The sequence below is a fragment of the Pseudomonas sp. CFBP 13710 genome, assembly GCF_014842235.1.
Lineage (GTDB): Bacteria > Pseudomonadota > Gammaproteobacteria > Pseudomonadales > Pseudomonadaceae > Aquipseudomonas > Aquipseudomonas baltica.
On sequence record NZ_JACYVJ010000002.1, the window covers coordinates 147,585 to 162,816 of the forward strand.

The following is a 15,232-nucleotide window of genomic DNA, read 5'->3' on the forward strand; positions in this document are numbered from 1 at the left end:
TGTGGCCGCGAAGGGTTCATGGCGTTATGCCTGACACACTGCGGTGTGTTTTTCGTGGCCGATGACCGCTCCTACGGGGTAGCGCAGGCATAAAAAAACCGGCCCTGATGGGCCGGCTCTTGTGTGGCCTGAGGCGTCAGGCCGCCTTGGCTTCCTGCTGGCTCAGCGACCGGTTCAGCGCGCTGAACAGGGCCTTGAAGCTGGCCGTGGTGATGTTTTCATCCACACCCACGCCATGCACGGGACGGCCACCGGCCACCCGCAGCTCGATGTAGGCTGCGGCCTTGGCGTTCGTGCCTGCGCCGATAGCGTGTTCGTTGTAGTCCATGATCTCGACGGCGATTGGCATGGAGGCGACCAGCGCTTCCAGCGCGCCGTTACCCTTGCCACGCCAGTGTTGGGTTTCTCCGTCACTGTGCACTTCGACGTCCACGGCACTGTTGCCGTTTTCTTCCTGCAACCGATGACTGATCAGCGCGTAAGGCGTGTTGGCCTGCAGATACTCCTTACGCAACAAGGCGTAGATCTGCTGGGCGGTCATCTCGAGGCCCAGGCGGTCGGTTTCACCCTGTACCACCTGGCTGAACTCGATCTGCATGCGGCGCGGCAGGCTGATGCCGTATTCCTGTTCCAGCAGGTAGGTGATGCCACCCTTGCCCGACTGACTGTTCACGCGGATGACTGCTTCGTAGCTGCGACCGATGTCGGCCGGGTCGATTGGCAGGTATGGCACCTCCCACAACGTGCCTTCCTTCTGCTGGGTAAACCCCTTGCGGATGGCATCCTGGTGCGAGCCGGAAAACGCGGTGTGAACCAGATCGCCCACATACGGATGACGAGGGTGCACCGGCAACTGGTTGCACTCTTCGACCACCTTGCGGATGCCGTCGATATCGGAAAAATCCAGCTCGGGATCGACGCCCTGGGTGTACAGGTTCAAGCCGAGGGTCACCAGGTCGACGTTACCGGTACGTTCGCCGTTGCCGAACAGGCAGCCTTCGACGCGATCCGCGCCGGCCATCAGACCCAGCTCGGTCGCAGCCACGCCGGTGCCACGGTCGTTGTGCGTGTGCAGGCTCAACAGCACGCTGTCGCGACGGTTGATATGGCGGCCGAACCATTCGATCTGGTCGGCATAGATGTTGGGCGTGGACACCTCCACGGTGGCCGGCAGGTTGAGGATGACCTTGTTCTGCGGGGTGGGATTCCACACCTCGATCACCGCATCGCAGACTTCCTTGGCGAACACGAGCTCGGTGGCGCTGAAAGTTTCCGGGGAGTACTGGAAGGTCCACTGGGTTTCAGGCTGCTGGGCTGCGTATTTGACGAACAGCTTGGCGGCATTTACCGCGATGTCCTTGACGCCCTGCTTGTCCTGGTTGAACACGATCTTGCGGAAGGACGGCGACGTGGCGTTGTACAGGTGAACGATGGCCTTCTTGGCGCCCTTGAGCGATTCGAAGGTGCGCGCAATGAGGTCTTCGCGGGCTTGGGTCAACACCTGAATGGTCGTGTCGTCCGGGATATGGCCGTCTTCGATCAGGGTGCGCACGAAGTCGAAATCGGTCTGCGACGCGGAAGGGAAGGAGGCTTCGATTTCCTTCACGCCAACGGCGACCAGGGTTTTCCAGAAGCGCAGCTTCTTGGCTGCGTCCATGGGCTCGATCAGCGACTGATTGCCGTCGCGCAGGTCGGAGCTGCACCAGATAGGGGCCGCGGTGATGGCTTTCGACGGCCAGGTGCGGTCGGGCAGGTCGATCGTCGGGAACGCACGGTACTTCTGCGACGGGTCTTTGAGCATGGACATGGTGAAAATCCTTGGTGAGCAGCCTGGGGAAAGGGCCTGCCGGTCATTCGAAAGGTGAAGGGGCGAGGCGACGCGTTTCAGCCAGGCAGTCGTGCACTGACCAAGCAGAGGCTGCGGTGTTGGCGGAGCTGGATGAGGGTGTGTGCAGTGTTCATGACCTCAACCCTAACCAGTGGGGTGAAAAATGGCAAGGGTATTGAGGAAAATGGTAGGGGAGTTGGGTATCTCGGAGCAGGCGAGATTTTATTGCTGAATATTTGGAAAGAGGTGCCAGAGATTGCGTGGCTTTAAGGGGCGGCGCAATGCGCTGGGTCGACGGTGCGGCCTTCGCGGGCAGAGCCCGCTCCCACAGGTCAAGCAGTGCTGAGAGGATTTCCGGTGGATCAAGGCTGAAAGGCGTTGATGAAGATCGCCGGATCGACCCGCGCATCGTTGAGGCTGACATTCCAGTGCATGTGCGGTCCGGTCGCGCGGCCGGTGGAGCCGACCCGGCCGACCACTGCACCGCGTACCAGGCTTTGCCCGACCTTCACGTCGATCTTGGACATGTGACAGAACATGCTGATGAAGCCCTGCCCATGGTCGACGAACACGGTGTTGCCATTGAAGAAGTAATCACCCACCAGAATCACCTTGCCATTGGCAGGGGTCTTGATCGGCGTGCCGGCCGGCACCGCGAAATCCAGGCCCGAGTGAGGATTGCGCTCCTCGCCGTTGAAGAAACGCCGCACGCCGAACTTGCTCGACAGCGGTCCGCTGACAGGCTTGTCCAGCAGCAGGTTGCTCGGCGTGCCAGCGCTGAAGCTGCGATAGGCGCGCAGCTGCTCGGCCAGTTCGCCGTCGATGCGTTTGATGTCGGCCGGGTTGGGGTTGACCTGCCGTGTATTCTTCAAAGTGATCCGCTGTTCCGGGTACTGTTTGCTGCCCACCTGAAAAGCGACGGTGCGCCCGGCCACGCTCAACTGCGCCGGGCCCGGCTTGACCGTCAATGGAATACCTACGATGGCGCGCCAGGTGCCTTGCTCGTTGACCACCAGCACCTGCCTGCCATCGTAGGTGGCCTTTGGTGCCTGGCTGGCGCTGCCCAGATCGACCACCACCACGCCGCCGGGCACCGGTTTGTTCAACAGCCGGGTGATGTAGCTGTCCGCCTGGGCGAACGAAGACAGGCATATCAGCAGGGCGACAACGAGAAAACGCGGCATGGATCAGTCCAGTAGGGAAAGGGTAACGGGCGTGAGGTGATTGTCCTCGACGCGCACTGCAAGCTCGCCTTCGCCGAGCCTTGCGATCAGGCATTGACCGCGCTGGGTCTGTTCGGCGCTGCGGATGGCCTGGCCCCGCTCATCGAGCAGGATGCTGTAGCCGCGTCCGAGGGTCGCCAATGGGCTGACCACGTGCAGGGTCTGCACCTGGCTCTGCAGCAACAGACGACGCGCCTTGAGGGTGTCGCGCATGGCCCGCGGCAAACGCTCGGCCAGGCCATCCAGGCGCTGTTTGAGCAGCCGCAGGACTCGGTCCGGGTGCTGCCCGGCCAGCCGCGTCTGCAACTGTGCCAGGCGGTGCCCGCGCGCGGTCATCTGCCGCTCGAAGGCACGGCGCATGCGCATGTCCAGGTCGTCCAGGCGCTGTGCCTGTTGGCGCAGACGTTCGCCGGGATGGCGCAGGCGGCGGGTCAGCCCTTCCACACGCAGGCGTTCGTGGGCCAGGCGATTGTGCATGCGCAACACCAGGCGCCGCTGCAGGCTGTCGAGTCGGCGCTGCAGGTCGCCGGCATCCGGCGCCAGCAGTTCGGCAGCTGCCGAAGGAGTAGGGGCACGTACGTCGGCCACGAAGTCGCTGATGGACACGTCGGTCTCGTGGCCTACGGCGCTGACGATCGGCGTCACGCAGGCATCGACGGCGCGCGCCACGGCTTCTTCGTTGAAGCACCAGAGATCCTCCAGCGAACCGCCGCCACGGGCGAGGATGATCGCGTCGAACCCGCGCGCATCGGCCAGGCGCAGGGCGCGGACGATCTGAGCGGTGGCTTCGCGGCCTTGCACGGCGGTCGGGATCAGGGTCAACTGGATCTGCGGGGCGCGGCGACGGAACACACTGATGATGTCGCGGATCACCGCACCGGTCGGCGAGCTGACGATCCCGATGCGTTGCGGGTGAGCCGGCAGCGCGACCTTGCGTTCGCTGCTGAACAGGCCTTCGGCATCGAGCTTGACCTTAAGCGCATCGAACGCCATGCGCAGTGCGCCGTCGCCGGCAGGCTCCACGGTGTCGAGGATCAGCTGATAGTCGCCACGGCCTTCGAACAGCGAGACCTTGCCACGCACCTTCACCGCCGCGCCGTCCTTGAGGACCTGGCGCACGCGTTGGGCGTTCTGCCTGAACAAGGCGCAGCGTACCTGCGCACCACTGTCCTTCAGGGTGAAATAGACGTGGCCGGACGCCGGACGCGCCAGGTTGGAGATTTCACCTTCGACCCAGATGTTGCTGAAGACGTCTTCGAGCAATACACGGGCGCGGCCATTGAGCTGGCTGACGGTGATGACCTCGCGATCGAGGTTGAGGCGGGCGAAGGGGTCTTTGATCATGTTCGGCATCATAGAGACATTCATCTGCGGATGCACTGGGAGGAGGGGGAGGGAAAAGGCCTCTTCGACAGTGAGCGAAGAGGCCTTGAAGCGTTACAGGAACTGTTCGGCGTAATGACACGCCACTTGCCGCGTATCCACCGGCCGGAACGCCGGTATTTCCGTGCTGCAGCGTTCGGTGGCGTACGGGCAACGCTTGTGGAATGCACAGCCCGACGGCGGATTCAACGGGTTGGGCAATTCGCCGACGATCTTGATCTTGGGCTTGAGCGGATCGGGCTTTATGGTCGGCGTTGCCGACAGCAGCGCCTGGGTGTACGGGTGCAGAGGCCGGGTGTAGATGTCCTCCTTGGGCCCCATTTCCGCCGGCCGGCCCAGGTACATCACCAGCACCTGATCGGCCACGTGACGCACCACCGCCAGGTTGTGCGAGATGAACACGTAGGCCGTGTTGAACTCCTGCTGCAGGTCCATGAACAGGTTCAGCACCTGCGCCTGGATCGACACGTCGAGTGCCGAGGTCGGCTCATCGGCGACCAGCACCTTTGGCTGCAGCATCATGGCACGAGCCAGGGCAATACGCTGGCGCTGACCACCGGAGAACATGTGCGGGTAGCGCTGGTAGTGCTCGGGCCGCAGGCCGACCTGTTGCATCATGGCCTGGACCTTCTCGCGTCGCTCGGCCTTGCTCAGCGAGGTGTTGATGAGCAATGGCTCACCCAGCTGATCGCCGATCTTCTGCCGCGGATTGAGCGAGGCATAGGGGCTCTGGAAGACCATCTGTACGTCCTTGCGCAATTGCTTGCGCTCGGCCTTGCTGGCGCCGGCGACTTCCTGGCCGGCGATCTGCAGCGACCCGGACGAAGGCTCTTCGATCAAGGTCAGCGCGCGAGCCAGGGTCGACTTGCCGCAGCCCGATTCACCGACCACGGCAAGGGTCTTGCCGGCTTCGAGCTCGAAGGACACGCCATTGAGGGCGCGCACCACGGCATCAGGCTTGAACAGCCCGGCCGAGACGTTGTAGTGGCGAGTAAGGTCGCGGGCGGTCAGTACGACGCTCATTACGCCACCTCCTGATTGAGTGGGTAGAAACAGCGCGCCAGGCTCTGGGTTTTCTGATCCAGGGCAGGGCGTTCGGTACGGCAGTTTTCACGCACGTACGGGCAGCGTGGCGAAAGCAGGCAGCCCTGCGGACGGTCGTAGCGGCCCGGGACGATACCGGGCAGGGTGGCCAGTCGCTCCGCGCCCTCGCTGTGCTCGGGGATGGCCATCAGCAGCGCTTCACTGTAGGGGTGCGCAGGGATATCGAACAGTTGCGGCACATGGCCCACCTCCACCGCCTGGCCGGCGTACATCACGCACACGCGCTGGGCGGTTTCGGCGACCACGGCAAGGTCGTGGGTGATCAGGATCAAGCCCATGTTCTGCTCTTGCTGCAGGTTGAGCAGCAAATCCATGATCTGCGCCTGAATGGTCACGTCCAGGGCAGTGGTGGGTTCGTCGGCGATCAGCAGCTTGGGTTCGCCGGCAATCGCCATGGCGATTGCCACGCGCTGGCTCATGCCACCGGACAGTTGATGGGGGTAGGCATCCAGACGGCTTTCCGCCGCAGGAATTTCCACCTTCTTGAGCAGTTCCAGGGCCCGCTGGCGCGCGGCCTTGCCGGACATGCCCAGATGCTGGCGCAAGACCTCCTCGATCTGGAAGCCCACGGTGTAGCTTGGGTTCAGGGCGGTCATCGGATCCTGGAAAATCATCGCCAGGTCCTTGCCGACCACCTTGCGCCGTTGCCGTGCGTTGAGCTTGAGCATGTCGTGGCCGTCGAACAGCAGCGAGTCGGCCGTGACGATGCCGGGCGCGTCGATCAGGCCCATCAGGGCCATCATGGTCACCGACTTGCCCGAACCCGACTCGCCGACGATGGCGAGCACTTCGCCCTTGTCCACGCTGAGGTCCAGCCCGTCGACGACCGGCACAGCCTTGGCGTCGCCAAAGCGCACGTTCAGGTTGTTGATATTCAAAAGTGACATGGTCGGCTCCTCAGGCGGCGTTCTTGAGTTTGGGGTCCAGCGCATCGCGCAGCCCGTCGCCCATCAGGTTGATTGCCAGCACGCTGAGCAGAATGGTCAGACCCGGCAGGCTCACCACCCACCAGGCGCGTTCGATGTAGTCCCGCGCCGAGGCCAGCATGGTGCCCCATTCCGGCGTCGGCGGTTGCACGCCCAGGCCCAGGAAGCCCAGCGCAGCGGCGTCGAGAATCGCCGAGGAGAAACTCAAGGTGGCCTGCACGATCAGCGGCGCCATGCAGTTGGGCAGCACGGTAATGAACATCAGGCGTGGCAGCGTTGCCCCGGCCAGCCGGGCGGCGGTCACGTAGTCGCGGTTCAGTTCACCCATCACCGCAGCGCGGGTCAGGCGCACGTAGGATGGCAGCGACACCACGGCAATGGCGATCACGGTGTTGATCAGGCCAGGGCCGAGAATGGCGACGATGGCCACTGCCAGCAGCAGCGACGGCAGCGCCAGCATGACGTCCATCAGGCGCATGATCGACGGCCCGAGGATGCGTGGGAAAAAGCCGGCCAGCAGACCCATGAGGATGCCCGGGATCAGTGACATCACCACCGACGACAGGCCGATCAGCAGCGACAGCCGCGAACCCTGGATCAGGCGCGAAAGCAGGTCGCGGCCCAGTTCGTCGGTGCCCAGGATGAACTGCCACTGGCCGCCTTCCAGCCATACCGGCGGGGTCAGGAGAAAGTCGCGGTACTGCTCGCTTGGGTTGTGCGGTGCCACCCAGGGCGCGAACAGCGCGCAGAAGACGATGATCAGCATGAACACCAGGCCGGCCACGGCGCCCTTGTTCTTGGCAAAAGCCTGCCAGAATTCTTTGTACGGGGAGGGATAGAGCAGGCTCTGATCCACCGCTACCGTTTCGATTTTCGTAGTCATGGATAGGGTCTCAGCGCTGATGACGGATGCGTGGGTTGGCCAGGCCGTAGAGGATATCCACGACGAAGTTGACCAGGATCACCAGGCAGGCGATCAACAGGATGCCGTTCTGCACGACAGGGTAGTCACGGGCGCCGATGGCCTCGATCAGCCACTTGCCGATGCCCGGCCAGGAGAAAATGGTTTCGGTCAGTACCGCACCGGCCAGCAGCGTGCCGACCTGCAGGCCGAACACCGTCAGCACCGGAATCAGCGCGTTGCGCAGGCCGTGCACGAAGACCACGCGGGCCGGCGACAGGCCCTTGGCGCGCGCGGTGCGCACGTAGTCCTCGCGCAGTACTTCGAGCATCGAGGAACGGGTCATGCGCGCGATCACCGCAAGCGGGATGGTGCCCAATACGATGGCCGGCAGAATCAGGTGATGCAGCGCATCCCACCAGGCGCCTTCGTCTTCGCTGAACAGCGTGTCGATGAGCATGAAGCCGGTTTTCGGCTCGATGTCGTACAACAGGTCGATGCGCCCGGAGACCGGCGTCCAGCCCAGGGTCACCGAGAAGAACATGATCAGGATCAGGCCCCACCAGAAAATCGGCATGGAATAGCCGGCCAGGGAGATGCCCATGACCCCGTGATCGAACAGGGAGCCTCGCTTGAGTGCGGCGATTACCCCGGCGAGCAGGCCCAGAATGCCGGCGAAGATCAGCGCGGCAATGGACAGCTCCAGGGTGGCCGGAAACAGTGCGGTGAACTCGGTCCACACGCTTTCACGGGTCCGCAGCGACTCGCCCAGGTTGCCCTGGGCAAGGTTGCCGATGTAGTCCAGGTACTGGGCATACAGGGGCTTGTTCAGACCCAGGCGTTCCATCGCCTGTGCGTGCATTTCGGGGTCGACCCGACGCTCGCCCATCATCACTTCGACAGGGTCACCGGGAATCAGGCGTATCAACGCGAAGGTCAATAGCGTGATGCCGAAGAAAGTGGGGATCAGCAATCCCACACGTCGGGCAATAAAACTAAACATCGTGCGTAGTACCTCATCAGCCGGTTAGGCATGCCCCGCGTCCGCCCGGTTGGGCGCCGAAGCGGGGCGTCTTTTTCTACTTCACCTGGGTGGTGGCGAAGTTATTATTGGTCATCGGGCTTATGTGGAAGCCTTCGACGTTCTTGCGCATGGCCGAGAACAGGCGTGGATACGCCAGGCTCAACCAGGGTTGCTCTTTGAGAAAAATGACCTGTGCCTGTTCGTAGAACGCCGCGCGCGCTGCCGGTTCAGTGGCTTCGCGGGCCTTGTTCACCAATGCATCGAACTCCGGGTTGCACCAGCGAGCGGCGTTTTCGCCGTTCTTCGCCGCTTCACACGTCAGGTTCGGGCTGAGAAAGTTGTCCGGATCGCCGTTGTCGCCGGCCCAACCGTAGAAAGCCAGGTCATGTTCGCCCAGTTTCAGGCGCTTGATCAACTCGCCCCACTCCAGCACGCGAATATCCAGCTTGATGCCTACCTTGGCCAGGTCCGCCTGGAGCAGCTGCGCCGCCAGGCTGGAATTGGGGTTCGTCGGGCTGCTGCCATTGCGCGCAAAAATGGTGAACGACGTACCTTCCGGAACGCCGGCTTCCTTGAGCAGCGCCCGGGCCTTGGCCGGATCGTAGGGCAAGTCCTTCAGGGAATGATTGTAGCCCAGCAAGGTGGTCGGGTAGGGGCCCACGCCCGGCGTTGCGTTGCCTTCGCCGAACAGCGTACGGACGAAGGTCTGCTTGTCGAAGGCCATCTGGATGGCCTGGCGCACGCGCACGTCGCTCAGGTACTTGTGGGTGGTGTTGATGGCCACGTAGCTGGTCATCAGGGCGTCCATTTCCGCGATCTTGAGCTGCGGGTCGGCTTTGATGCCGGGCACGTCGTCCGGCTTGGGGTACACCGCGACCTGGCATTCGTTGGCGCGCAGCTTCTGCGCCCGCACGTTGTTGTCCACGGTGATGGCGAAGATCAGCGGGTCGGCCGGTGGCTTGCCGTTGTAATAGTCGGGGTTGGCCTTGTAGCGAACCTGAGCGTCCTTGCTGTAGCGCACGAACACGAAGGGGCCGGTGCCGATCGGCTTGCTGTTCAGCTCGGCGGTCTTGCCGGCCTTGAGCAACTGGTCGGCATATTCGGCGGAATAGATCGAGGTGAAGCCCATTGCCATGTCGCGCAGGAAGGGCGCCTCTGGGCGCTTGAGCACGAAACGCACGGTCAGCTCATCAAGCTTGTCGATGCTCTGGATCAACTCACCCATGCCCATTGATTCGAAGTACGGATAGCCCATGGTCGACTTGTCATGCCAGGGGTGGTTGGCATCGAACTGGCGCATGAAGCTCCACAGCACGTCGTCGGCAGTGAGGTTGCGGGTCGGCTTGAAGTAGTCCGTGGTATGGAACTTCACGCCCTCGCGCAGGTGGAAAGTGTAGGTCTTGCCGTCTTCGCTGATGTCCCAGCTTCGTGCCAGGCCGGGCTGGATATCGGTGCTGCCCGGCGTGAAGTCGACGAGGCGGTTGAACACCGTTTCGGCTGAGGCGTCGGCCGTCACCGCACCGGTGTACTGAACGATATCGAAACCTTCGGGACTGGCTTCGGTGCAGACCACCAGCGGTTTGGCACTGGCGCCCAGGCTCATGCCGAGCAGGGCGGCGGCTACGGCAGCCTTGAGTGATAGCGTTTTCATCGTTGCCCTCGCAATCGCACGTAAGCGTAGTCGCTGCCCGTGATTCGGCGAACCACGGGCAGCGCTCGCCGATCAAAGAATCTGGAACGGAATGGTAGTGACGATGCGCAGCTCGTTGAGGCTGCCATCGACCTGATTGGCGCTGGCGCGGTGGGCACTGTAGGTCGCGCGAATGGTGCTGGCCTTCAATGGCCCGCCCTGCACGGCGTATGAGGTGCCGAAGCCGTACTCGTAATGGCTTTCGCCGTCCTGAGCCTGAATGCCGTCATAGCCGCCACCCCTGTAGCGCGTGCCATCGATGCCCCAGCCGCGCGCGGTGTAGACGCTGAACTTGAGCCCCGGTACGCCATAGCTGGCCATGTCCAGCCCGTAGCCGACCTGGAACGATTTTTCGTTCGGGCCGTTGTAGTCGGAGAACAGCGAGTTGGCCAGGAAGATGGCGTTGGTCTCGTGCAAATAGTCGAAGTATTCGTCGCCGTTCACTTCCTGGAAGGCCAGGGTCAGGCTGTGCGCCTTGTGCGTCGCGGTCAACGACAGGCTGTAGGTGTCGTTGTCGATGGCACCCATCTTGGCGCTGCCCGCATCCTTGGTCTTGTAATAGTTGAACCCGGTGCTCAGGCTCAGTACCGAGGCATCCCCCAATTCATGGGCTGCGCCGAAATAGTACTGGTTCCAGAGATCCTTGACGTTGGACGCGTACAGGCTGGTGGTCAGGCTTTTCAGCGGCTGGTAGTTGAGGCCGAAGATGTTGACCTGATCGGTAGTGGTGCCGTTGCCGTACTCGGTCCTGAATTTGCTCAGGCCCTGCTCGGTGCGCGGCGACACCCGGCTGAACGTACCGAGGTCGAAATCGAGGTTGTCGAACTCGGCGCTGTGCACGCTGACACCCTCGAAGCTGGAGGGCAGGGCACGGTTGCCGATGAAGGCCAGCACCGGTGTGTTCAGCGATTGCCGCCCGGCGGTCACCACCGTGTTTGAAACCCGTGCCTTGAGGTTGGCCAGGCCTGCCTTGGTCCACTGGTCGACCACTTCGCCGTCGTGGTCGGTCAGGGTGCGGTTGCCGCCGCCAGCCACGCGGCCTTTGCCTTGCTCCAGAGCGACGGTGTTGTAGGCCGCCACTTCGGTACTGAAACCTACCGTGCCTTGGGTAAAGCCCGAGGTGTAGTTGACGATGGTGCCCTGTACCCAGGTGTCGCGGCTGCCGGTGCGTTCGGTGGCGCCGTTGCCTTTGTTGATGCCCCAGGTCAGGCCGCGCTTGCCTTTTTCCTTGGCGAACCAGTTGCGCGTCGAGCCGGTCAGGCTCGAGTCCTCGATGAAGCCCTGGGCTTCATCCTGGGCGCTGCTGGTCTTGACGCTGAGAGGGACGAAAGCCTGGCTGACTTCTTCGGCCAGGGCCAGGGGCGTGAAACCGCTCAAGGACAACGTGAGTACTGCTCTCTTGGTGATTTTCAACTGAAGCTCCTTACATTTTTTGGTTTTATTGCCGCTTTATCGAGTGCGGCTTGTGCCCAATCCATGGCGGGTGGTGACAGTTGCAAACGTTTGCTTGCTCTTTTTTGCCAAAAGCTCCCCAAACCCATGGCACGACCATGGGTTTGGGAGGGCTGGGCTTATCTAGTCGCGGACGCTTACGCCGCCGAAATCGTTACGCCCGAACGGGCTGACCTTGAAGCCGTCGACCTTGGCGCTGACCGGCTGGTTGACGGTGGAGTGGGCGATCGGGGTGATCGGTACCTGCTGCTTGAGCAACTGCTGCGCCTGGCGATAGAGCACGCTGCGCTCGTCGCGATCGGTCACGCGCTTGGCCTGCTGCACCAGCTTGTCGTAGTCCTGGTTGCACCACATCGAGTAGTTGTTGCTGCCAATCGCATCGCAGCTGTACAGCGTGCCCAACCAGTTGTCCGGGTCACCGTTGTCGCCAGTCCAGCCAATCAGCGAAACGTCGTGTTCGCCGCGTTTGGTGCGGTCCAGGTACTCGCCCCATTCGTAGCTGACGATCTTGACCTTGAGGCCGATCTTGCCCCAGTCGGCCTGCAGCATTTCAGCCATCAGCTTGGCGTTGGGGTTGTACGGACGCTGCACGGGCATGGCCCAGAGGGTGATCTCGGTGCCTTCCTTGACCCCGGCGGCCTGCAGCATCTGCTTGGCTTTCTCCGGGTCGAAAGGTGCGTCCTTGATGCTCTCGTCGTAGGACCACTGGGTCGGCGGCATGGCATTGACTGCTTTTTGCCCGGCACCCTGGTAGACGGCCTTGAGGATGGCGTCCTTGTTCACCGCCATGTCCATCGCCTGGCGCACTTCCAGCTGGTCGAACGGCTTGTGGCGCACGTTGTAGGTGATGTAGCCCAGGTTGTAGCCGGCCTGCTCCATGACCTTGAGCTTGGGGTCTGCCTTGAGGCCCGCGAGGTCGGCGGGGCGTGGGTAGGCCGTCACCTGGCATTCGTTCTTCTTGAGCTTCTGCATGCGCACCGAAGCATCGGTGTTGATGGCGAAAATCAGCTGGTCGACCTTTACCTGGCTCATGTCCCAGTACTGCGGGTTGGCCTTGTAGCGGATCTGCGAGTCCTTCTGGTAACGCTGGAAGGCGAACGGGCCGGTGCCGATCGGCTTCTGGTTGATGTCGCGCATGTTGCCGCTCTTGAGCAGCTGGTCGGCGTACTCGGCGGACAGGATGGAGGCAAAGTTCATGGCGATGTTCTGCACGAACGCGGCATCCACGGCGTTGAGGGTGAACACCACGGTGTGGTCGTCAGCTTTTTCGACCTTGGCGATGTTCTTGTCCAGGCTCATGCTGACGAAGTAGGGAAACTCGGTGGGGTAGGCCTTGCGGAACGGCTGGTTGGGGTCGAGCATGCGGTTGAAGGTGAACAGCACGTCGTCGGCGTTGAAGTCACGGGTTGGCTTGAACGCCTCGTTGCTGTGGAACTTGACCCCTTCGCGCAGGTGGAAGGTGTAGGTCAGGCCGTCTTCCGAGATGTCCCATTTGGTGGCCAGTGCGGGAATGACACTGGTCCCGCCTTTTTCGAATTCGGTCAGGCGGTTGTAGATCGGTTGCGAAGCATCGTTGTCGGTGCCGCTGGTGTACTGGGCGATGTCGAAACCTGCGGGGCTGCCTTCGGAGCAGTACACCAGGCTGTTCGCGGCCTGGCTGAGGCCGACCTGGCCGAGCAGGCCCAGAGCGAGCATGGCGGAGCAAAGCTTTGTATGTCGCATGATAGTCCCTGTCTTGTTGTTTTCCGATCGTGGGTCGCCAGTCCCCTGGCAGGAATAGGACGGCCGTCGCCAAGGAAAGCTAGTTCCATTTGACTAAGGTGTATGTCGGCGTATTCCGGTAGTGCTGTGGGAAAGATCCTGGCGTTTGTGCAGGCAAAGTGAGCGACGGACCTGCCGGTCCATCGCTCGCCTGCATGGGGGAGACGCCTTTGTCAGTCCTTCAGGCCTACGCCATAGAACGAGTTCAAGCCAAAGGGGCTGATCTTGAAGTCGGTGACCTTGGCGCTCATGGGCTGGTAGACCGTGGAGTGCGCGATCGGGGTGATCGGCACCTGTTCCTTGAGGCGCACCTGAGCCTGCTTGTACAGTTCGGTGCGCTTGGCCTGGTCAGGCGTGGCCTTGGCGGTCTTGATCAACTGGTCGTAGTCCTTGTCGCACCACTTCGAGAAGTTGTTGCCGTTCACCGCGTCGCAGCCGTACAGGGTGCCGAGCCAGTTGTCCGGGTCACCGTTGTCGCCGCTCCAGCCGATCAGCATGGCATCGGTCTCGCCGGCCTTGGCTCGCTTGAGGTACTCACCCCATTCGTAACTGACGATCTTGGCCTTGATACCCACCTTGGCCCAGTCCGATTGCAGCATCTCGGCCATCAGCTTGGCGTTAGGGTTGTAGGGACGCTGCACCGGCATCGCCCACAGGGTGATCTCGGTACCTTCCTTGACGCCGGCCTCCTTGAGCAGCTTCTTGGCCTCTTCCACGTTGTAGCCGGCGTCCTTGATGCTTTCGTCGTAGGACCACTGGGTCGGCGGCATGGCGTTCACGGCCAGCTGGCCAGCGCCCTGGTACACGGCTTCGATGATGCTTTTCTTGTTCACGGCCATGTCCAGCGCCTGGCGGACCTTGAGGTTGCCCAGCGGTTCATGGGTGACGTTGTAGGCGATGTAGCCCAGGTTGAAGCCGGCCTGGTCAGGCATCTGCAGCTTGTTGTCTTCCTTGAGCGGCTTGAGGTCGGCCGGGCGCGGGTACACGCTGACCTGGCATTCGTTCTTCTTGAGTTTCTGCATGCGCACCGATGCATCGGTGGTGATGGCGAAGATCAGGTTGTCGATCTTCACGTCGTCCGGATTCCAGTAGTCCTTGTTGCCCTTGTAGCGAATCTGCGCGTCTTTCTGGTAGCGGTTGAACACGAACGGGCCGGTGCCGATCGGCTTCTGGTTGATGTCGGCGGCCTTGCCCTGCTTGAGCAGTTGGGCGGCGTATTCGGCGGACTGGATCGAGGCGAAGCTCATCGCCATGTTCTGGATGAAGGCGGCATCGACGGTCTTCAGGGTGAAGCGAACGGTGTGGTCGTCGAGCTTCTCGATGTTGGTGATGTTCTCGTCCATGCCCATGTCGGTGAAGTACGGGAACTCGGTCGGATAGGCTTTGCGGAACGGCATGTTCTTGTCGATCATGCGGTTGAACGTGAACAGCACGTCGTCGGCGTTGAATTCGCGGGACGGCTTGAAGTAGTCGGTGGTGTGGAACTTGACCCCTTCGCGCAGGTGGAAGGTGTAGGTCAGTGCGTCTTCGGAGATGTCCCAGCTCGTGGCCAGGCCTGGAATGACCGCAGTGCCGCCACGCTCGAACTGGCTCAGACGGTTGAAGACGGTTTCTGCAGAAGCGTCGAAATCCGTGCCACTGGTATACAGCGCCGGGTCAAAACCCGCCGGACTGCCTTCGGAGCAGAATACAAGGTTGCTCGCAGCATGGGCGAAAGGGGCGCTGGCAAGCAGGCCGGCCCCGACGATGAACGGAATGACCGCGGTTTTGAGCATGGTGGCCTCAGTTGTTGTCATTTTAAGAATGAGGGCGACCTTGTGGGCCGACCCGGCCGATACTTATGCAGGCGGCATACCCAAATCAACTGTTTGCATCGAATCGGGGTTGAAACGGTGGGACGGGCGTACACGAATGTCGCATCGATATAATTTTTTCGATAG

The 15,232-nt window shown here is 62.1% G+C and carries 11 protein-coding genes; all 11 read right to left on the bottom strand.

Translation table 11 applies throughout. The annotated features are described in order from the left end of the window. Positions 1 to 136: 136 nt before the first annotated feature. Complete coding sequence (gene leuA / locus IFT44_RS05245; protein WP_192057690.1) at positions 137 to 1,807, bottom strand: 2-isopropylmalate synthase; 1,671 nt, start codon at positions 1,805 to 1,807, stop codon at positions 137 to 139. A gap of 383 nt (positions 1,808 to 2,190) precedes the next feature. Next, a complete protein-coding gene (locus tag IFT44_RS05250; protein ID WP_192104250.1) occupies positions 2,191 to 3,012 on the bottom strand; it encodes a M23 family metallopeptidase in 822 nt (273 codons plus the stop codon). A 3-nt stretch (positions 3,013 to 3,015) separates the two neighbouring features. Next, the gene (gene xseA, locus IFT44_RS05255) at positions 3,016 to 4,395 is read right to left on the bottom strand and encodes an exodeoxyribonuclease VII large subunit (protein WP_122479737.1); all 1,380 of its coding nucleotides are present in this window, start codon (positions 4,393 to 4,395) and stop codon (positions 3,016 to 3,018) included. Between the two features lie 93 nt (positions 4,396 to 4,488). Beyond that, the gene (locus tag IFT44_RS05260) at positions 4,489 to 5,457 is read right to left on the bottom strand and encodes a peptide ABC transporter ATP-binding protein (protein WP_122479535.1); all 969 of its coding nucleotides are present in this window, start codon (positions 5,455 to 5,457) and stop codon (positions 4,489 to 4,491) included. Continuing rightward, positions 5,457 to 6,425 (bottom strand): ABC transporter ATP-binding protein, encoded by a 969-nt coding sequence (locus IFT44_RS05265; RefSeq protein ID WP_192175546.1) that lies wholly within the window; start codon positions 6,423 to 6,425, stop codon positions 5,457 to 5,459. Before IFT44_RS05265 ends, IFT44_RS05260 begins: the two co-directional genes overlap by 1 nt. Positions 6,426 to 6,435: 10 nt before the next feature. Then, entirely contained in the window at positions 6,436 to 7,347 is a 912-nt protein-coding gene (locus IFT44_RS05270; protein ID WP_049861914.1) for an ABC transporter permease subunit, read from the bottom strand. Between the two features lie 10 nt (positions 7,348 to 7,357). Next, the gene (locus IFT44_RS05275) at positions 7,358 to 8,368 is read right to left on the bottom strand and encodes an ABC transporter permease subunit (protein WP_122479533.1); all 1,011 of its coding nucleotides are present in this window, start codon (positions 8,366 to 8,368) and stop codon (positions 7,358 to 7,360) included. A 76-nt stretch (positions 8,369 to 8,444) separates the two neighbouring features. After that, a complete protein-coding gene (locus IFT44_RS05280; RefSeq protein ID WP_122479532.1) occupies positions 8,445 to 10,040 on the bottom strand; it encodes an ABC transporter substrate-binding protein in 1,596 nt (531 codons plus the stop codon). Between the two features lie 72 nt (positions 10,041 to 10,112). Further along, positions 10,113 to 11,492, bottom strand: coding sequence for an OprD family porin (locus IFT44_RS05285; RefSeq protein WP_192175547.1), 1,380 nt, complete (start codon positions 11,490 to 11,492; stop codon positions 10,113 to 10,115). Positions 11,493 to 11,654: 162 nt separating this feature from the next. Beyond that, positions 11,655 to 13,253 (bottom strand): ABC transporter substrate-binding protein, encoded by a 1,599-nt coding sequence (locus IFT44_RS05290; RefSeq protein WP_122479530.1) that lies wholly within the window; start codon positions 13,251 to 13,253, stop codon positions 11,655 to 11,657. 212 nt (positions 13,254 to 13,465) lie between these two features. Continuing rightward, positions 13,466 to 15,067 carry an ABC transporter substrate-binding protein gene (locus IFT44_RS05295; RefSeq protein ID WP_185794064.1) on the bottom strand — a complete coding sequence of 534 codons (1,602 nt, stop codon included), beginning with the start codon at positions 15,065 to 15,067 and terminating at the stop codon, positions 13,466 to 13,468. Positions 15,068 to 15,232 lie beyond the last annotated feature (165 nt).